Below are 19274 nucleotides of genomic sequence, written 5' to 3' on the forward strand. Positions count from 1 at the left end.
TCATGGACACCAATCATTCCCCCATCATCAGCCCCCTCACCATGCGTGAATCCGCCCGAGGTATCACGCTCACCAGCATTTACGATGAGATGCTCGCCCGTCGCGAGCTCTCCGTCATGGGAAACATCGAAATCCCGATGGCCCACGACCTATGCCAGCAGATCCGCCTGCTCGATGCCACCGACCCCAGCCGCCCCATCACCATATTTGTCGCCAGCGCCGGCGGAAGCGTGCGATCGGGTCTTGCGATCTATGACGCCATGCGCCTCGCATCGTGCCCCATCCGCACCGTCTGCCTGGAATTCGCCGCGTCCATGGGCGCCGTGATTTTTATGGGCGGCGACGATCGCCGTATGGCGCCCCATGCAGAGCTCATGATTCACGACCCGCTGATCCCCCAGGGGGCAGGCGGCTCGGCACTTGCGCTGCAGGAAACCAGCCGGCGTCTCATGCAGACCCGCAAGACCCTCACGCAAATCCTCTCGGACCGCAGCGGCCTCACGCCCAAGCGCATCCAGTCCCTCACTGCAAAAGACACCTACCTTTCGGCCGAGCGCGCCGTCGAGCTCGGCTTTGCCCACGAAATCCTCTCGACCACCAAGGAGGTCGCCCATGTCTAACCTCACCAGCCGCCTCGCCGCATCTGAGTCCGCATCGTCCACCATCCTCGCCAAGGATCGAACGCTTTCCTGCGACACCCGCCAAACGGAACTCAACAACAACGCACTTGTGATCGGCCCCTCGGGAGCCGGCAAGACCCGAAACGTCCTCAAGCCCAACCTGCTGCAAATGAACGCAAGCTACATCGTGCTCGACACCAAAGGCACGCTCTGTCGCGAAGTGGGACCCGTGCTGGCAGCCCACGGTTACCGCGTGCAATGTCTCAACTTCGCCGACCTCAACACCGTCCCGGCCCTTGCGCCCGGCATCGAGCGCTGCGGTTACAACCCCCTGAGGCACATTCGCCGCAAGGCGGACGGCAGGCCCAACCAGCAGGACATCCTCTCGGTGGCAAAGGCCATCTGCCCCATCGAGGACAACAACCAGCCTTTTTGGGATCATGCGGCGGCAAACCTGCTGTCGTGTCTTATCGCCTACGTCACCGAACAGCTACCCGCCGACGAGCAGACGATCAGCTCGGTCATCAAGCTGATCGAGCACCTGCAGGACGGTGCCACGGGTCGATTGTTTGACGACCTGATCACGACCGACCCCAAAAGCTATGCCCTCTCGCTATGGCGGCGCTACGCCATTACGCAAAATGCCGAGCGCATGCACGCGAGCATCGTCGGCATCCTTGCCGAAAAGGTCATGTGTCTGGGATTCGACGGTGCGGCACAGCTCTATCGTGAGTGCCATCAGGTGGACTTCGCTTCCATGGGACACACCCCCTGCGCCCTGTTTGTAACCGTGAGCGATATTGACCGCAATCTCGATCCGCTGACCGGCCTCTTTATTTCGCAGGCGTTTATGGGCCTCATTCGTGAGGCCGATAGGCAGCCCGACGGCAGCCTGCCCGTGCCCGTGCGCTTTATGCTCGATGACTTCGCAAATCTGCAGATCCCCCAGATCGACAACGTGCTCTCGATTATCCGAAGCCGCAACATCTGGGCAACGCTGCTGCTGCAGTCGACCAACCAGCTCGATGCGCTCTATGGCGAGGCACGCGCACGCTCCATCATGGGCAACTGCGACACGCATCTGGTGCTGGCGTTCCAGGATCCCGAGAGTGCCCGGGTGTTTTCCGACCGCGCCGACGCGCTGCCCAGCACGCTCATGGCGACGCCGATCGATCGCTCGTGGCTCTTTGTACGCGGTCGCACTCCCGAACAGGTCGAGCGCTTTAGGCTCGAAGACCATCCGCTCTACGGGGAGCTGCCCGAGGCGCAGCGAGGCCATGCGGAGGCCGAGATCTAGGCGCAGGGTTCTCGCAGCGCGCGACGCCCCGGCGATGTTCCACAAAGGCCGTGCGCCCCGGGACCACGGCAAAAGCAAAGGGGCCCGCATCCGATAGGATACGGGCCCCTGACTATAAGGCGCGATACGTTAACAGCAGCGACTACTTGCGATGCGCGCGATAGAACTCGATGAGCGCCTGGGTCGAAGCGTCCTGCTCGGCCTTGGCGGCGTCGTCGTGGAAGGCCGGGGTGATCTGCTTGGCAAGCTGCTTGCCCAGCTCGACGCCCCACTGGTCGTAGGAGTCGATGCCCCAGACCGTGCCCTCGACAAACGTAATGTGCTCGTACAGGGCGATGAGCTCGCCGAGCGCGAACGGGGTCAACGTGTCGCCGAAGATCGAGGTCGTCGGGCGGTTGCCCTCAAAGCAGCGGGCCGGGACGATCTGCTCGGGCGTGCCCTCGGCGCGCACCTCGTCGGCCGTCTTGCCAAAGGCGAGCGCCTTGGTCTGGGCCAGGAAGTTGCCCAGGAACAGCTCGTGCACGTCCTGACCGCTGTCGGTCGCAGGGTTGGCAGTGTTGGCGAAAGCGATAAAGTCGGCCGGAACCACCACAGTGCCCTGGTGCAGCAGCTGGTAGAAGGCGTGCTGGCCGTTGGTGCCGGGCTCGCCCCAGAAGATCTCACCGGTATCGGAGGTCACGGCGCTGCCGTCCCAGCGGACGTGCTTGCCGTTGGACTCCATGGTGAGCTGCTGCAGGTAGGCCGGGAAACGGTGCAGGTACTGGCAGTACGGCAGCACGGCGTGGCTCTTGGAACCGAAGAAGTTGACGTACCAGACGTTGAGCAGGCCCATCAGCGCGACGGCATTGTTCTCGAGCGGCGTGTTGCAGAAGTACTCGTCGATGGCGTGGAAGCCCTCGAGGAACTGTTGGAAGCGCTCGGGGCCGAGCACGACGATCAGCGACAGGCCCACGGCGGAGTCAACGGAATAGCGGCCGCCAACCCAGCTCCAGAAACCGAAGGCGTTGGCGGGGTCGATACCGAAGGCCTCGACCTTCTCGAGTGCGGTGGAGACGGCGACGAAGTGCTTTGCCACGGCCTCGGCGTTCTGCTCATCGGAGCCGTCGATGGCGCCCTGAGCCTTGAGCTGCTCGAGCATCCAGGTCTTGACTTCGCGGGCGTTGGTGAGGGTCTCGAGCGTGGTGAAGGTCTTGGAGACGATGATCACGAGCGTGGTCTCGGGATCCAGGCCCTTGAGCTTCTCGGCCTGATCGTTGGGATCGATGTTGGAGATGTAGCGGCAGTCGATACCGGCGTCGGCATAGGGACGCAGGGCCTCGTAGGCCATGACCGGGCCCAGATCGGAGCCGCCGATGCCGATGGACACCAGGTGCTCGATCTTCTTGCCGGTAACGCCCTTCCACTCACCGGAGCGCACGCGCTCGGCGAAGGCATACATGCGATCGAGGACCTGGTGCACGTCGGCGACGACGTCCTGGCCGTCGACGATGAGCTGGCCCTTCTCGCTTGCCGGGCGGCGCAGCGCGGTGTGCAGGACAGCGCGGTCCTCGGTGGTGTTGATGTGCTCGCCAGAGAACATGGCGTCGCGGCGCTCCTCGAGCTTCACCTCGCGAGCAAGATCGCACAGCAGCTTGACGGTCTCATCGGTCACCAGGTTCTTCGACAGATCGAAGTGCAGGTCACCGGCGTCAAAGCTCAGCTTGTTCACGCGGTCGGCGTCAGCAGCGAACCAGGCCTTGAGGTCGATACCTTCGGCCTCGAGCTTCTCCTGATGGGCCTCGAGTGCCTTCCAAGCGGCAGTCGACGTAGCATCGATAGGTGCGGCAACAGTTGCCATAGAGTCCTCCTCAGCATACGGGCGCACGCCTCCATGCGCCCGGACATTCAGATGCCACTATTCTAGCGCAGGTCAAGACTACAATCAGCGAGCGTTGCCAATCGGCCCCCAAACGGCAACCGATCAAAAAGAGACAGGCTTATTTTGGCAGGTCAAACGCTTTACCAACCAAAAATAACCCATCCCTTTATGGCAAATATTAGGCCACGGCGCAGACGCTACCGAGCAACTCACGCAGAGGAGACCCGATGCCCTCCAGCAGTTCGGGCGCGATAATGGCAAAAACGGGAACCTCGCCGGTGCCCACGACAGCAGGCACCTTGCCCTCCGAGACAATGCATCCATAAGGGACAAAACCATCTTCGCCGGCATCGAGCGCCGCCATGCGACGCGCGAGTTCGCGCGCAAAGCCGGCAGCATCGGCATCGCCAATCGCCAGGACAAAGTCCACGCCTTCGTCGGTCGCCAGGGCCACGGCTTCGTCGACCAGTTCGTCTCCCCCGTCGCCCTCAAACGAGCCGCAGCGGAAAAGCACACGCTCGAGTAGGGCTCGAGCGAGCGAACCAAGTGCCGCCGAGACAAGCTCATCGCGCGTATGCTTGTCACCGCCCAACACGACCAGTGCCTTGGTGCCAGCGTAGTGGGCAACCAATCGCCCGCACCAGCGAGCCACATCCCCATCCGCAACCAAGCGCGTCGGCATACCAAACCCATAATTGACCATCTTTCCCACAACCCTTCCGTGCGCATAGGCGGTATCAATCGTTAGGCTCATGCTACGAAGCAAGGTTTTCCGAGCTGTTTCGCACTCTTTAGAGCTGCGTTAAAACCCGATGCAGTTGCACGACTATACCTGGCAAAAAGGAACAGGTTTTGACGATGTCCGGACGAGCGGGTATTATCGAACAGATATTCGATAAGAACATGTGTTTGATGGGGGGACACGGATGGCGCACGAGCAGCACACCTATATCTGCATCGACCTCAAGACGTTTTATGCCAGCGTCGAGTGCGTCGACCGTGGGCTCGATCCGCTCACCACCAACCTAGTCGTTGCCGACGAATCGCGCGGACGCACGACCATCTGCCTCGCCATCACGCAGGCCATGAAGGACTTAGGTATTCACAACCGCTGCCGCCTATTCGAGATTCCCGACGGCATCGACTACATCAAGGCCGTACCGCGCATGCAGCACTACATGGAGGTGTCGGCGCAGATCTACGGTATCTACCTGGAATACGTCAGTCCGCAAGACGTTCACGTCTACTCAATTGACGAGTGCTTTATCGACGTGACACCCTATCTGGACCTCTATCACACCGACGCGGAAGGCTTCGCCTGCATGTTGCGCGACGAGGTCCTGGCGCGCACCGGCATCACGGCGACGGTCGGCATCGGCCCCAACCTATTCCAGGCCAAAGTTGCACTCGATATCACCGCCAAGCACGTACCCAGCCGCATCGGCATACTCGACGATGAGACCTTTCGCAAGGAAATCTGGCCCCATCGTCCCATCACCGATATCTGGGGCATCGGCCCCGGCGTGGCAGCACGACTCGAAAAATACGGCGTCTACGATCTGATGGGCGTCGCGGCGCTCGACGAAAACCTGCTTTACGACGAGCTCGGCGTCAATGCCGAGTATCTCATCGACCACGCCTTCGGACGCGAGCCGACAACCATCGCCGATATCCAAGCCTATCGCCCGCAAGCAACTTCGACCACCACAGGACAGGTGCTCTCGAAGGGCTATGCCTACGAGCAGGCCTACACCGTCTTGCGCGAGATGGTCGACAACGCCGTGTTGGACTTGATCGATAAGCACGTGGTCTGCGACAGCATCTCGCTCTTTGTGGGCTACGCGAGCGAGCGCGCCGACATACGCAGGCTTGATGCCAGCGGTACTGCACAATATGTGGACGGATGCGGACACCTGCGCTCGAGTACGTCGAGCATCGAACCCACCGCAACCGCCGGCCCCGAGCTCGCGCCCCGTGCTCCCAAGCCCGTCCAGCGCGATGACGAACGGCGCCGCCTGGTGCGCGAAGCGCAGGCAATCGATGGCATCTTTGTGGGAGAGCATGGTGGCAAACCGCGTGGTGGCTATGCCGCGCTCTTTGCGCACTCCAACGCCTCGCGCAAGCTGCCCGAGCGTACCAATTCGTTTAAGAAGATCATGGGCTATTTCGATGAGCTCTGGGCGCAGACTGTCGATCCCAAACGACCGGTCAAGCGCATCAACCTGGGCTTTAGCAATCTTGTGCCCGAGGAATTTGCCACCATCGATCTGTTCAGCGATATCGAGACCGATGAGCGCGAGCGCGACCTGGCGCGCGCCGTCCTGGCCGTGAAAGGCAAGTACGGCAAGAACGCGCTCGTCAAGGGATTAAGCTTTACCGCCGGCGCCACCGCGCGCGAGCGCAACGATCAAGTTGGAGGACACCGTGCCTAAACCCAAACAACAGCCCATGCGCCCGCCGACCGCCTTCGAGCGCCTGGCGGACCCCGAGGGCAGACGCCGCGCAGCCGACCCCAACCTCACTGCCAACGGTGCCGTGCGCGCCAACCGCGCCGCACAGTTTATGCCCTTTGCCGCCCTCACGGGATACTACGAACTCGTGCGCAAGCAGGAAATCACCGTCGAGCAAAAACGTGAGCTCACGGAAGAAAAAGCCCTCGAGCTTTCGCAAAAGCTCGAGGGCCTCAAACGCGGCGACTTGGTGCGCGTCACCTATTACGATACGTACGGCTATCGTAGCCGCACGGGCATTCTCGACGAAGCGTTACCCGCATTCAAGCTGCTCAAACTCAGGGATATCGCCATCAACTTCGACGATATCCAGGACATTGAGCTACGCGGACGAGCCTAGCGACGAGAACGCTTGCGCAAGACGAGAGCAATGCCAAGCACTGCGGCAGCTGCAACCAGCAATCCCAAGACCAGCGTGAGGGTCGAGTCGCCAGCGCGAGGCAGCGAGCCGTCCTTCGGAGTCTTCTTAGCGGTCGTCGTGACGGTGGTCGTGGTGCTGCTCGACTGGTCGTTGCCACCCGTCTGGCTGCCGCCAGGCTGATCGCCGCCACCCGGCTGCGAAGGATCGGTGGGTTCCGTCGGATCCGGAGTACCGGGATCAACCGGATTCTCCGAATTCTCCTTGCGCTGGATCCAGACCTGGCAACCATAGAACGGGTTGGCGGTACCAAGGCACAGACCCTGGTTGGTCACCGCAAAGGTGCGCAGACCATGGTTATACGGATCGTTAAAGCCATTGGTCGTCAGCGTCGTAAAGTTCACGCCGTCCTCGGTCACATACATATCAAAGCCGCGCTCGGCATCGCGCAGGTAACACATGCACGTAAGGACACTCTGCAACTTCTTGAGGTTCTCCTCGCTCAGCAGCTTATCGAGCGCATCCTGAATATCGCTCGGCAGCTCGGTGCCATAGGCATCCTCGTACTGCTGCTTAAGGCTCTCATAGCTATCGAGCATGTCCTGATACTGGTCGGCAAAGGACTTGAAGTACGCGATCTCGCCATCGATCTTCTGGACATAAGCGGCGTCGTCCTCAAAGTCCTGGGACATCGTCGCGGCCTGATCGCAAAGACCGCCCGCGGCATCCTCCAGCGCATCGCTCAGATCGCCAAAGCCCTTAGCAACCTCGGTCTTCTCGTCATCGACATCGACGGCCTTGTTTGAATCATCAACCTCAGCAGCTTCGTTCGAATCATCGACCTCGACGGCCTCGTTTGAATCATCGTCCGCAAGCGTGTTCACGGGAACGATGGGGTCGTCAGGCGATTTCTTGTCGAGCAGGTGATTGAGCAGGTCCCTAAGGCGCTGAACCTGAGAGTCCCACTTCCTCGGGCGTCATATCGATAATGTCGCCATTGGAGAACTGGCCGATCGGCTCAAGCAGGCTCGCGGTATCAAAGGTACCGATATACAGCTTGCCGTCGAACTTCTGCATGCGCCAAATGTACTGGTTCTCGTTTCGGCCAAAGCCCGAAGTCAGGCCGGAAATACCGCCCTCGGGGAACATGTCGGTGCGATCGCCAACGACGAGCTCCATGTTCTCGTCCTTGTCCATGCGATAGATGTTAACCGACTGCTCAAGATTGGCATTCACAAACGAGCAGTCAACGCCACCCATGCTGCTCTTGCCGCCCTCTTCGGTGTTGGATTTGTTGAACAGGATGCGCTCGAGGGCAATCTCCTCGTCGTTGTATTCACCGATATAGAGGTAGTCGTTGTAGACGATGAGGTTGGCAGCGCCAGAACGGGTACGGGCAGGATCGATGCCAAAGCAGTACTTTGCACCGTCCGTCTTCTGATCGCCGACAATGGGAGTCCACGAATAGCTGCCGTCGGCATTCTTGTCGCCACGGACCATGGCAAACGACTGCATGGAATTATCATCGGGAGCGTTCTCGGGCGTACCGGTGCAGATGGTCGCATAGAGATGGCCATTGTACGAGACCATATCCCAAATGGCGCCGCCGTAGATGCTGTCCTGATAGCGAATCGCCGGATAGCCAAACAGCGTCTCCGAGTTGGCAATCTCGGTGAAGCTGTCCTGGCCCTTCGAGGGGTCAGACGACGTCAGGATTGTCGACACAAAATTACCGTTCGCGTCTTTACCCACATTACTGATGACGAGCTGGCCATCATGGACGCACATGCCGCGGATACCGGTAGAAATGCCCTGCTTGTAGGCAGCACCGTAATCCTGCATGCTCGAAAGGCCCTGATAGACAACTTTGTACTCATCCGTCTTAGGATCGATCTCGTATACAGCAGGCAGGCCGCCTTTGCCGTCATTGGTCCTGACGCTGCCGCAGAAATAGAGCTTACCCTTATAGCTCACGGCATTGCGGAACAAAGGAGCGACGCCGTTGAGCGATTCAGAGAGTAGCAGCTTGGTCTCACCGGTCTTGGTATTGATCTTGACCAAGATGCCGCCGCTGTCCTTGTCGGCCGTGCCGTCCTCCTTCTGCTGTCCATAGAAGAAGGTACCGTTAAACATGGCCTCCAGCGTCAGGCGCATGGTTTCGACATCAAAGGAATCGCCCAGCGTGCTGTTCATGAGCGTCAGCGTGTTGCCCATCGCCGCATAGCAGGTGCCCACATAAAGCCAGTCACCATAGCTCGCAGCCGCCCAAGTGTAGCTCTGGCCGCGATCGCCTTCGTTGTTGGCCGTATTACCATCGGCGCCCGGAACGGCAACGGCACCGTTACCCTGGTAGTCGACGATGCCATCCGGCTGCGACGTTCCTACCGTAGGATGCGAGAGCTTCTCAAAGGAATACCCATTTCCCGCATTGTAGGTAACGGCACCCGATGCGTCTTCGGCGTGCGCCGGCAGCGGCGATACCAAGATAGCGGCAAGCGCTGCCACCAAGCCAAGTGTTCCCACTCGTCTCATAAGGTTATAGCCTCCCCTGTCCTAAAGCCCAGTTTTAGCATTCTTCATTTCTGTCCACGGTTAATTGCAATCTGAGCACAGCAATAATCAGTGTATAAATATACACCTGTAATTTTTTGGACGGGTTCATAGATGCTCGATTGGTAGCGAATTCCGCGCAAACCGTCACCAAACTCCACTTTTGCCGCATCTAAAGGTTATTTTTGCGCAAATTTTTGGATGCCGATAGTCACAATGGGCAGGAGGCTGGTACCCACCGGAGAGGGCAACGCCTACATTTTCATAACGTAATAGCCCGCACCCCTCACTGCCGTCTCGAGTGTGTCGCGATCAACCGGGCGCTTCGAGCGCACGCGTGCCGTGTGGTCCGCGTACGTTACCGTAGCCCACACGCCATCAAGCGCATTGAGGGCATTCGTCACATTCCGGGCGCAGCCGTCGCAACTCATGCCGCCGATAAGGAGTTCCTCACGATAGGGGTAGTGGGACTCGTCGGTGTCTGCCACCACAACCTTTTTGGCCTTCTTGCCGCTCGCACCATCGCTGCAGCAACTCTTCCCGTGTGTCGAAGCGGCAATGCGACGCAGTCCAAAAAACATGCCGACGGCAATGACGGTCAGCACGATGAGATTCGCAGGGTTGAGCAAGTCACTCATGCGTTCCCCTTTCAGTAGCACTATCTAGATACCCCCATGGGGTGTCCCCATCTTAACCCAAAATCATGTCCGTTCGGTCAATTAGTTTTCCTCTTCAAACTTTTTTGTTGACCATGGCTTACTTTCGTGTATAAGTTTTCCTAGGCTAACAGTTTAGATCCGTAAGGAGCGACGTGACTCGAACCATAGACATCCCAACGTTTCAGGCAGCAGTCGTGCGCAACTGCTCCCCCACGCTCGCGGGCATCAAGCCGGCATCGCTCTTTACCTATCCAGGCACCTACGCCCACGGGGACGGCTCGACCGCAACAGAAACCATCGCAGAACGCCGAGCACGCCTGCTCAACGTTATCGCCCAGTGCAACCGCGAGCTTGACCCGCTTGGCATCCACCTGAGTGTTTTGGTCTGGCGGCCCTGCGGAGCGCTCGTGTACGTGTACCGAGCCAAAAGCCTCACCACCTATTTCGCGGACCCTCGCGCCAAAACGGCGCTCGCCTCGGAAGGCTACGACACGAGAGACCTTTCGACATGCCTTGTGCATTTGGCATCACGCATCACGCTCGCGAGTAATAACGTCGCGGAATGCGCCTGTAGCCAGACTCGATGCGCACTACCCCAGCAAGCTAGCTGCAGCAACGACTGCACCTGCGAGTTTCCGCACGAAATAGGCTACTTCCTAGGATATCCCTACGACGACGTGCACGAGTTTATCGTCCAGCGCGGCGAGAACTATAAGGTCTTTGGGGCCTGGAAGGTCTACGCAAATGTCGAGCAGGCACTTGCGACGTTTGATGCCTACCGCGCCTGCACCCAATACTTCACCTTTGTCTATCAGCAGGGCTACAGCTTGGCGCAACTTGCCCAGGCAACCCGATAGAACATAGAAGCCGTGGCAACCTGCCGCACAACTGAAAGGACTCAACATGAGCAAGATCGCCGTCGTCTACTGGAGCGGCACGGGCAACACCGAGGCCATGGCAAACCTCGTTGCCGAAGGCGCAACCGATGCCGGCGCCGAGGCAGAGGTCATCTCCTGCGCCGACTTCTCCGCAGACAAGGCCGCTGGCTATGACGCTATCGCCTTCGGCTGCCCCGCCATGGGTTCCGAGGAGCTTGAATATGATGAGTTCCAGCCCATGTGGGATGAGGTCAAGGAGACCCTCGGCGACAAGAAGGTCGTCCTCTTTGGCTCTTATTCGTGGGCCGAGGGCGAATGGATGGACAACTGGAAGGCGGACGCCGACGAGGAGGGCGTCAACGTCGTCGATTCCGTCATCTGCTACGACGCCCCCGATGATGAGAGCGAAGCGGCCTGCCGCGCCCTTGGAGCCGAGCTCGCCTAGCGGCAATGAGCTCCGCCCGCAACGCGCATTGCAACAAAACACATTCTCGTCCCAACAAAAACGGGAGCCGGATCACATCCGGCTCCCGTTTTCTGCTATGTCAGTCATATAAAGCGGCTACGAGATATTGCCCAAGAACGCCTTGGTGCGCTCGCTCTTGGGGTGGTCGAAGACCTCGCTCGGCGTACCCTCTTCCACAATGACGCCGCCGTCCATAAAGACGACGCGGTCGGCGACATCGCGGGCAAAGCCCATCTCGTGCGTCACGACGATCATGGTCATACCGTCGTGCGCCAGGTCGCGCATGACGCCCAGAACGTCGCGCACGAGCTCAGGGTCGAGCGCCGAGGTGGCCTCGTCAAAGAGCATCACGTGCGGGTTCATCGACAGGGCGCGGGCGATGGCCACGCGCTGCTGCTGGCCGCCCGAGAGCTGGCTCGGCATAAAGTCGATGCGCTCGGCCAGGCCGACCTTGGTCAGCTCCTCGACGGCGATCTTCTCGGCCTCTTCCTTGCTGCGCTTGAGCACCTTTTGCTGCGCAAGCATGACGTTCTTTTTGACCGACAGGTGCGGGAACAGGTTGAACTGCTGAAACACCATGCCCAGGTGCGTGCGCACTTTGTTGAGGTCGACGCCCTTGGCACACACATCCACGCCCTCGACGACAATCGAGCCGCTCGTGGGATGCTCCAGGCGATTGATGCAGCGAAGCATCGTCGACTTGCCCGAGCCTGAGGGGCCCAAGACCACAACGACCTCACCCTTGTGCACATCCAGATCGATATCGCGCAGGACCACGTTGTCCCCAAAGGCCTTCTGGAGGTTCTTGATGCTGACGACGACCTCGTTCGAGTTATTGGTTTCGCTCATGATAGGACCTCCTTACAGACCGGCGATGTGATCGGCGGGCGTCGCGACAACCTGTCCGGCGCTCTTGGCGGGACGCTTCTTCTTGGTCTCGGCCGTGCCCAAAAGCCTCGCCTCAAGACCGCTCACCAAGCGAGCGAGCGGCAGGGTGATGACCAGATAGAACAGGGCGGCAACCACGTACGGTGTAATGGAGCCCGTCGTGGCCACGATGGTACGGGCGTTCATGACGATCTCGACCACACCCACGGCGGCAAGCAGCGACGTATCCTTGTAAAGCAAGATAAACTCGCTGGTCAGCGTAGGCAAAACATTACGGAACGTCTGCGGAATCATGACATAGAGCAGCGTCTGGAACGCGTTCATGCCCAGCGAACGCGCAGCCTCGTTTTGGCCCTTGGGGATCGATTGAATACCGGCACGGAAGATCTCGCATAGGTACGCAGACGAGTTCATGGCCATGACGATAACGCCAAGCACATAGTCGTCCACCTTGACGCCGGCAAGCGGCAGGCCAAAGAACGCGATGTAGATCTGCAGGAACGCCGGCGTACCGCGGATGATATTCACATAGATGCCGGCAAGACAACGAAGGATACGCGACTTGGAAATGCGCATGAGCGACAGCGCAAAGCCAAAGGGAATGGCCAACGGAAATGCCACGAGCACGATCGAGAGCGACATAAGGAAGCCCTTAAAGACGATCGGCAGGCTCTGAACCAAAATGACCGGGTTCAGGAACAGGCGCAGGAACATGTTGGAATTCCACGCCTCGACCCACGGCTGCTCCTTAAGATCGGCCAGGAAGTTATCGAATGCCGTCACGCCCTTGATCTCGACGGAAGGAATCTTGGAAATCTTCTTGGTCGAACCGTCGGCGAGCGTATAGGTGCCGCTAAAGGCCTCTTCGCCGCCCTCGACGGGAAACGTCACGCCGTAAACCTCGACACGGAAAAAGCCGCCGGCAGGCGCCGTCTCGCCAAAGTCGATCTTGAGCGTCTGGCCGTCAGCCTTGCACGTGGGCTTCATGGGCGTACGATCCATGAGGTCCTCGCCCGAGAGCATCGTCAATCGCGTGTCATCGGTACCAAACGTCGTGCCGTCGACAAACGTCAGCGAAAGACCGCTCAGCTCCTCGTCGACATCGGCCTGAACTTCCCAGGTAATGCGCGTCTCGGTGCCGCCGACCACAGCGCTGCCCGAACCGGTATTGGGTCGGGCGGTAATCTTTGCGGTCTCAAGCGCCTGGGCGGTCGTGGGCACGCAGGCCCCCGCGCATACCAGGGCGAGCGCCACAGCCAGGGCACAGGCCAGCTTTTGGAGCATCGAGGGCAGTGGAAAACGCTGCTCAGCGGCCCCTTTGTTCAGTCGAGACAAGGTGGCTCCTATCGTAGAAGTTGCCGGCAAAACGAGACGGATACGCTCTCCGTCAAGAGAAGCGCAAAGGCCCTCTCCGCCAAAACGGAAAGGGCCCGCGCGCAATCAAGTAGCTATTTTACTTGATATTGTACTTAGCCATGAGGGCGTCGACGGTACCGTCGTCGGTCAGATCCTTGATGGCCTGGTTGATGTCGTCCTTGAGCTTGGTGTTGCCCTGGTTGATGGCGATGGCGTACTCCTCGCCGGTGCTGATCTGCTTGATGGTCTGGCAGGTGTTGAACTGCTCGGCGGTCAGCTGGCTGGCAACGGAGCGGTTGGTGACTACGGCATCGCCCTTATCGGACTGCAGGGCGCTGAAGCACTCGGTGGCGTCCTTGTAGGGGACGATCTTGGCCTTGGGGAAGTTCTCCTGGGCAAAGGCCTCGGCGGTCGAGCCAGACTGGACGATGATGGTAGCGTCGGCGTTGTTGAGCTTCTCGCTGTAGTTATCGGCCGTAATGTCGGTGTTATCGACCTTGGTCACGATAGCCTGATCGTCCATGTAGTAGGAATCGGAGAAAGTGACTTCCTTCTCGCGCTCGGGCGTGTCGGTGATAGCCGCGATGGCGACGTCATACTTGGCGCCCGAAGCGACGCCCGGAACCAGCGTGTCGAAGTCGTTGTTGACGTACTCGACATCCAGACCCAGCTTGTCACCGATAGCCTTGATGAGCTCAAGGTCAAAGCCCTGGTAGTCGCCGTTGTCATCCTTGTACTCAAACGGAGCGTACTCGGCAGAGGTGCCGACGGTCAGCGTACCGTCCTTGACGAGTGCATACTCCTTGGAGCCGTCGACCTTCTCGACCTTAGCGTCGTCAGAGCTGCTGGAACCGGCATCGGAACCAGAGGTGGCGTTGGACGAGCCACAGCCCGTCAGTGCGAGGGCGAGCGCCATGGCGCCCGTGGCGGCAAATGCGCCAAGCTTCTTGAGCTTCATAATCAGTCTCCTTCCGGTGACCCCGTTTGATTCAGAGGTCTGCAAAAACTGTTGGATATTATGCACCCGTAAATGCGAAACTGCAATTAGAAAACTGATTGAAACAAACCCATAACGTGAATGGAGCACTCCACTTTATGACAGTCATTACTGCTGCAACGACCTTAACAGTTTGATTTCAGCCGCATAACCTGCAAGTTCGTTCGGTGTCTCCAAAATGAATGGCAATGCGCGCAAGCGGCCATTCGATACAATATTCTGCATAACCTGCATACCTCCACCAAACTCTTCACTACCCAGGTAGCCCTTGCCGATGCACTCGTGACGATCTTTATGGGCGCCACAGGGGTTCTTCGAATCGTTGATGTGTACGGCATGCAAGCGCTCGATACCCACCACACGATCGAACTCGTCGAGCACACCGTCAAGATCGTGGACGATGTCATAGCCGGCGTCATTCACATGGCAGGTGTCTAGGCAAACGCCCAGCTTGGCCGACAGCTCGGGGCGCTCGGCAGCAACGCCCTCAATGATGCGCGCCAGCTCTTCAAAGCTACGGCCCACCTCGGTACCCTTTCCTGCCATGGTCTCGAGCAGCACCGTCGTCTGCTGCCCCTCAAACATCACCTGACACAGGGCGTCGACAATCATCTGAATGCCGGCGTCGGAGCCCTGCCCCACATGCGCACCGGGATGGAAGTTGTAGTAGTTGCCGGGCAGCGCCTCCATGCGCCGCAGGTCCTCTGCCATAGCCTCCAAGGCGAACTCGCGCGCCCGCTCTTTGGCAGAACAGGGGTTGTAGGTATACGGGGCATGCGCCACCAGCGGTCCAAAGTCGTTTTGCGACATAAGCTCGCGCAGAGCCGCCACGTCATCCATGTCAAGTTCTTTTGCCTTGCCACCGCGCGGGTTGCGCGTAAAGAACGCAAAGGTATTAGCGCCAATGGACAACGCCGTCTCCCCCATTGCCCGATAGCCCTTCGTCGTCGAAAGATGACACCCGATCGTCAGCATCTCCAGCTCCCCTTCATCAGTTGCGGTGAAATACGGTCTATTGGTGCCTTATTTTGGCGCAAACAGACCGTATTCCACCGCAAGTTATAAAAGGGGCATCAGGAGCAAAGGCCTCCAGGCATTCCAAGCGCTGGCGCCATGCCCCCACGCCCTAAAGTTTCAAGCGAATCGCATCGATGATGTGCGCACAGCGCTGTGTGGCGGCAAGGGGCATGACGGGACTCTCGAGTTTCCCCGCCCGGATGAGCTGGGTCGCATGCTGGATTTCGCCGTAGAAATCATCGACCTCAAACGGGGCATTTATTTCGAGCATTCGTCCGTCGGAGTACTTCACATAGGCGAGCTCGGGACGATGGAGGCGCTCGATTTCCAACGAGCCTCGCTCGCAGTCAATCGTTAAGCGGCTTTCATATGCAGCTTTGCCGTCGCACGCCATATGAATGGGTATGCCGCCGACGCTCATACGAATCTCGTCGACCCAATCAACGCGGCCGTCCGATACGTCACGCCAGCAAACTTCACGAGACGAAACATCGCACGCACCCGCAAGCAGATCATCAAACCACCCGACCGCATAGCAGCCCATGTCATATAGACAGCCACCCTGCAACGGGTCGAGCAGATAACTCGAAGGGGGCTCACCATAATCAAGTTTTTGCACGCTTTCGATCGAAACGATACGGCCGAGCTCACCCGACGCAAGCAAGTCCTTCACGCGAGTGCGCATCGGGCAAAACCGATTCTTCATCGCCTCCATAAACAGCACGCCGCGCTCACGGGAAACGGAGGCGATCGCATGGGCCTCTTCTTCATTCAAAACGGCCGGCTTTTCGCACAGCACGGCCTTTCCCGCGCGTAGTGCCCGACAGACCCAATGCGCATGCATGCCATGCGGAAGAGCCAAGTAGATTACGTCGACATCGGGGTCGGCAATCAACGCATCATAAGCCGCATCGCCGTTATCGTCAGCTGTGGCATAACTGTGCACGGCATCAATCGAAAACGCCCTGCAAAACTCCTCAACATGCGAAGGAGTGCGACCGGCGGCAGCCACAAGCCGTGCCCCGTCCACCTCCTTGAGCGACGATGCAAATCGATGCGAAATGCGCCCAGCGCCCAAAACGCCCCAACGAACCTCACGCGAATCATTACGTAAACCTCGGTCACCCACGATAGCCTCCCATCAGTTGCGGTGAAATAGTTCCTGTTGATGCCTTATTCTGCCGCAAACAGGAACTATTCCACCGCAAGTTATAAAAGGGTCATGAGGAGCGCGTTTTGCCGAAGGCCTTAAGCACTGCCGTCACGGGGCCAGGCTGGAAACGTCGGCGCACGTCATCGAGACGCTCGGGGATATCGATATGCTGTGGGCAGTGGCGCGCGCATTTGCCGCACTTGACGCAATTGCTCACCAGCTTGGCCTCGCTTGTACGCACCGCGCTCGCCGTAAAGTACTGCGATAGACCCGTAAACCAGCTGTGCGCATAACTCGCGTTGTAGGCGGCAAAACATCCAGGGATATTGATGCCTTTAGGGCACGGCATGCAATAGCCGCATCCCGTGCAGGGCACGCGATTCGATTTTTCAAACTCATCCAGCACGTGCGCGATCGTGTCGAGCTGAGTAGCTGTCATCGAATCCGGCAGGGCCCGATCGGCCAACACCACGTTCTCATCCACCTGCGCGGTATCGGTCATACCCGAAAGCAGCATCGTCACCTGAGGATGATTCCACACCCACGAAAGACCCCAGGCGGCAGGAGTGCGCAAATGCGGGTCACGGGCACTATCGAGCACAGCGCGGGCCCGTGGCGGCAGCTTGCCCGCTAAACGCCCGCCCAGCAGCGGCTCCATCACAAACACCGCGAGGCCTCGCTCGGCGGCGGCCATGAGTCCCGCCGTTCCCGCTTGGTAATGCTCGCCGGCATAGTTGTACTGGATCTGGCAAAAATCCCAGTCATATGCGTCAAGCATCGTAAGGAAGTCAGCCGCGCTGCCGTGGTACGAAAAACCAATCTGGCGAATGCGCCCCGCCGCCTTTTGATGCGCGATCCAGTCCTCGATGCCCAACGCCACCACACGTTCCCACTGGGCGGGCGAGGTAATGTTGTGCATGAGGTAATAGTCGATACGGTCGGTCCGCAGGCGACGCAGCTGCTCGTCGAAGAACCGATCGAAATCCTCCGCGCATTTGCACGAAGCATGCGGCAGCTTGGTTGCGAGCAAAACCTGGTCGCGCAAGCCCAGGCGCTCAAGCGACGCACCCACGCACGCCTCGTTACCGGGATAGAGATAGGCCGTGTCCAGGTAGTTAATCCCCTGCTCCACCGCACGGGAGATGATGGCGTCGGCAGTCTTCGCATCCGGGCGTCCCGGCGCACCGGGAAACCTCATGCAGCCCAGCCCCAACGCCGAGATACGGTTGCCGCTTTTGGGGTCAACGCGATATTGCACGGCCCCTCCCTTCGCCATCAGCGCCCCGGCAAGGCGAAACACAATGGTCACGCAGCCGAAACATCGTGGAATCGCAATCGAGAACGTATCGTAACGCAGCAGAAATCGAGCCGTCACGGCACCGCTTTAACATCAGCAAAAAGCCCGATGAAAGGAGACGAGCGTGACCACACGCGAGGACGCCTACCCCTACCCCGGCGAGCAATACATCCTCTCGGTCGACCGCTATCAGATCGAAGTCATGGACCATCTAAACGAGCTTCCAGCCACGAGCGCCGTCATCTTCTGCACCTTCCCCAAGGTCCGCGATGGCGTCGGATACCCCGCCCGCGTCTTTGCGGTCTGCCCCGCAGTGTAACGTCCAGGCAAACGTTTCTTTTTTATAACAGCCGCCCCGCGCACCCATCAATCACCCCGGCAGCATACAATCCATCAGGCGCCCCTTACGCGGGCGCCTTTTATATGAGGAGATGATTCACATGCAGATCAACAAGGTCGCCTTTATCGGCAAGGGCGGCGTCGGCCTGCTCTACGGCAGCATGATTGCCAAGGCCCTCGGCAATGACGCCGTCGAATACGTTATGGATGACGCCCGTTTTGAGCGTCACGCGGGCGATGTGCTCACCGTCAACGGAAAGCCTTGCGATCTCACGTCCGTCCGCGCCAGCGAGGCAGCGCCCGCCGATCTGGTCATCCTGACGGTCAAGACCACCGGTCTCGACCAAGCACTCAAGACTATGGAGCGTGTCGTGGGACCCAACACGCTCATCGCCTCGCTGTGCAACGGCATTACGAGCGAGCAAAAGATTGCCGAGCGCTTTGGCTGGGAGCACACCGTCCTGGGTATCTGCCAAGGCATGGACGCCGTGTTCCTCAACGGAGAGCTCACCTTTACCAATGCGGGCGAGATTCGCTTTGGCGCGGCAGCGGGCACCAAGCCCGCAACTGTTACCGCCATCGACGAGCTCTATACGCGCTGCGGCATCGCCCATACCGTCGAGAGCGACATTGCGCACCGCATGTGGGCCAAACTCATGCTCAACGACGGCATCAACCAGACCTGCATGGCCTACGGCGGGACCTACGGAAGCGCCACGGAGCCGGGCTCCGAGCAGCGCCGCTGTTTTGTCTCCGCCATGCGCGAGACGCTTGCGGTTGCCAACGCCGAGGGCGTTGAGCTGACCGAGGCAGACCTGACGCAAATGGTGCACCTCATCGAGGGAATCGACCTCGCCGGTATGCCCTCGATGGCGCAGGACCGCATCGCACAACGAAAAACCGAAGTCGAGGAGTTCGCGGGCACCATTTGCCGCCTGGCCGCCAAACACGATATCCAAGTGCCGCAAAACGATTGGCTCTACCAGAGGATTCGCGAAATAGAAAGCAGCTGGTAGTGCTCGGCATACTGT

19 protein-coding genes are annotated in these 19274 nt (G+C 59.3%); 8 read left to right on the forward strand and 11 right to left on the reverse strand.

Going from position 1 to position 19274, the window contains the following annotated elements; genetic code table 11:
• Positions 1-2: 2 nt before the first annotated feature.
• Both I1969_RS00830 and I1969_RS00835 read left to right on the forward strand, forming a co-directional pair.
• Complete coding sequence (locus I1969_RS00830) at positions 3-620, forward strand: ATP-dependent Clp protease proteolytic subunit (protein ID WP_195232107.1); 618 nt, start codon at positions 3-5, stop codon at positions 618-620.
• Complete coding sequence (locus tag I1969_RS00835; RefSeq protein ID WP_195232108.1) at positions 613-1917, forward strand: VirD4-like conjugal transfer protein, CD1115 family; 1305 nt, start codon at positions 613-615, stop codon at positions 1915-1917. Before I1969_RS00830 ends, I1969_RS00835 begins: the two co-directional genes overlap by 8 nt.
• A 142-nt stretch (positions 1918-2059) precedes the next feature.
• On the opposite strand, the gene pgi is transcribed toward I1969_RS00835, so the two are convergent.
• Together pgi and I1969_RS00845 are read right to left on the reverse strand one after the other, a co-directional pair.
• The gene (pgi, locus tag I1969_RS00840) at positions 2060-3754 is read right to left on the reverse strand and encodes a glucose-6-phosphate isomerase (RefSeq protein WP_022094430.1); all 1695 of its coding nucleotides are present in this window, start codon (positions 3752-3754) and stop codon (positions 2060-2062) included.
• Positions 3755-3953: 199 nt separating this feature from the next.
• Positions 3954-4478, reverse strand: coding sequence for an iron-containing alcohol dehydrogenase (locus I1969_RS00845; protein WP_195232109.1), 525 nt, complete (start codon positions 4476-4478; stop codon positions 3954-3956).
• A gap of 223 nt (positions 4479-4701) precedes the next feature.
• Between I1969_RS00845 and I1969_RS00850 the strand changes: the two genes are divergently transcribed.
• Complete coding sequence (locus I1969_RS00850; protein WP_195232110.1) at positions 4702-6207, forward strand: Y-family DNA polymerase; 1506 nt, start codon at positions 4702-4704, stop codon at positions 6205-6207.
• The gene (locus tag I1969_RS00855) at positions 6200-6625 is read left to right on the forward strand and encodes a hypothetical protein (protein WP_227790077.1); all 426 of its coding nucleotides are present in this window, start codon (positions 6200-6202) and stop codon (positions 6623-6625) included. The genes I1969_RS00850 and I1969_RS00855 overlap by 8 nt, the downstream gene beginning before the upstream one ends.
• On the opposite strand, the gene I1969_RS00860 is transcribed toward I1969_RS00855, so the two are convergent.
• The 3 genes from I1969_RS00860 to I1969_RS00870 all read right to left on the reverse strand — a co-directional run bounded on the left by I1969_RS00860 (position 6622) and on the right by I1969_RS00870 (position 9831).
• The gene (locus I1969_RS00860) at positions 6622-7527 is read right to left on the reverse strand and encodes a hypothetical protein (protein ID WP_195232111.1); all 906 of its coding nucleotides are present in this window, start codon (positions 7525-7527) and stop codon (positions 6622-6624) included. The two genes, I1969_RS00855 and I1969_RS00860, sit on opposite strands and share 4 nt — an antisense overlap.
• A 55-nt stretch (positions 7528-7582) precedes the next feature.
• Positions 7583-9175 carry a hypothetical protein gene (locus tag I1969_RS00865; protein WP_195232112.1) on the reverse strand — a complete coding sequence of 531 codons (1593 nt, stop codon included), beginning with the start codon at positions 9173-9175 and terminating at the stop codon, positions 7583-7585.
• A 272-nt stretch (positions 9176-9447) separates the two neighbouring features.
• Positions 9448-9831: a heavy-metal-associated domain-containing protein gene (locus I1969_RS00870; protein WP_006234377.1), complete on the reverse strand. Its 384-nt coding sequence runs from the start codon at positions 9829-9831 to the stop codon at positions 9448-9450.
• Between the two features lie 173 nt (positions 9832-10004).
• Here I1969_RS00870 and I1969_RS00875 point away from each other — a divergent pair, with 173 nt between their 5' ends.
• Positions 10005-10709: a DUF3793 family protein gene (locus tag I1969_RS00875; RefSeq protein ID WP_055309754.1), complete on the forward strand. Its 705-nt coding sequence runs from the start codon at positions 10005-10007 to the stop codon at positions 10707-10709.
• Positions 10710-10755: 46 nt separating this feature from the next.
• Positions 10756-11175, forward strand: a complete 420-nt coding sequence (locus tag I1969_RS00880; protein WP_006234379.1) for a flavodoxin — start codon at positions 10756-10758, stop codon at positions 11173-11175.
• A gap of 117 nt (positions 11176-11292) precedes the next feature.
• Here I1969_RS00880 and I1969_RS00885 read toward each other — a convergent pair whose 3' ends face one another.
• The 6 genes from I1969_RS00885 to I1969_RS00910 all read right to left on the reverse strand — a co-directional run bounded on the left by I1969_RS00885 (position 11293) and on the right by I1969_RS00910 (position 17865).
• Positions 11293-12045, reverse strand: a complete 753-nt coding sequence (locus tag I1969_RS00885; protein ID WP_006234381.1) for an amino acid ABC transporter ATP-binding protein — start codon at positions 12043-12045, stop codon at positions 11293-11295.
• Between the two features lie 12 nt (positions 12046-12057).
• Positions 12058-13419 (reverse strand): ABC transporter permease subunit, encoded by a 1362-nt coding sequence (locus tag I1969_RS00890; protein WP_229028176.1) that lies wholly within the window; start codon positions 13417-13419, stop codon positions 12058-12060.
• Positions 13420-13537: 118 nt separating this feature from the next.
• The gene (locus tag I1969_RS00895; protein ID WP_117648317.1) at positions 13538-14398 is read right to left on the reverse strand and encodes an ABC transporter substrate-binding protein; all 861 of its coding nucleotides are present in this window, start codon (positions 14396-14398) and stop codon (positions 13538-13540) included.
• 147 nt (positions 14399-14545) lie between these two features.
• Positions 14546-15412, reverse strand: a complete 867-nt coding sequence (locus tag I1969_RS00900) for a deoxyribonuclease IV (RefSeq protein WP_195232113.1) — start codon at positions 15410-15412, stop codon at positions 14546-14548.
• Between the two features lie 151 nt (positions 15413-15563).
• Positions 15564-16583, reverse strand: a complete 1020-nt coding sequence (locus I1969_RS00905) for a Gfo/Idh/MocA family protein (RefSeq protein ID WP_195232114.1) — start codon at positions 16581-16583, stop codon at positions 15564-15566.
• A 91-nt stretch (positions 16584-16674) separates the two neighbouring features.
• Positions 16675-17865, reverse strand: a complete 1191-nt coding sequence (locus I1969_RS00910; protein WP_195232115.1) for an aldo/keto reductase — start codon at positions 17863-17865, stop codon at positions 16675-16677.
• 163 nt (positions 17866-18028) lie between these two features.
• Here I1969_RS00910 and I1969_RS00915 point away from each other — a divergent pair, with 163 nt between their 5' ends.
• Together I1969_RS00915 and I1969_RS00920 are read left to right on the forward strand one after the other, a co-directional pair.
• On the forward strand, positions 18029-18223 hold the full coding sequence (locus I1969_RS00915; RefSeq protein WP_195232116.1) for a cyclase family protein: 195 nt from the start codon (positions 18029-18031) through the stop codon (positions 18221-18223).
• Positions 18224-18344: 121 nt separating this feature from the next.
• Complete coding sequence (locus I1969_RS00920) at positions 18345-19259, forward strand: ketopantoate reductase family protein (protein WP_229028177.1); 915 nt, start codon at positions 18345-18347, stop codon at positions 19257-19259.
• The last annotated feature ends 15 nt before the right edge of the window (positions 19260-19274 follow it).

It is taken from the genome of Collinsella aerofaciens, from assembly GCF_015548375.1.
GTDB lineage: Bacteria > Actinomycetota > Coriobacteriia > Coriobacteriales > Coriobacteriaceae > Collinsella > Collinsella aerofaciens_AB.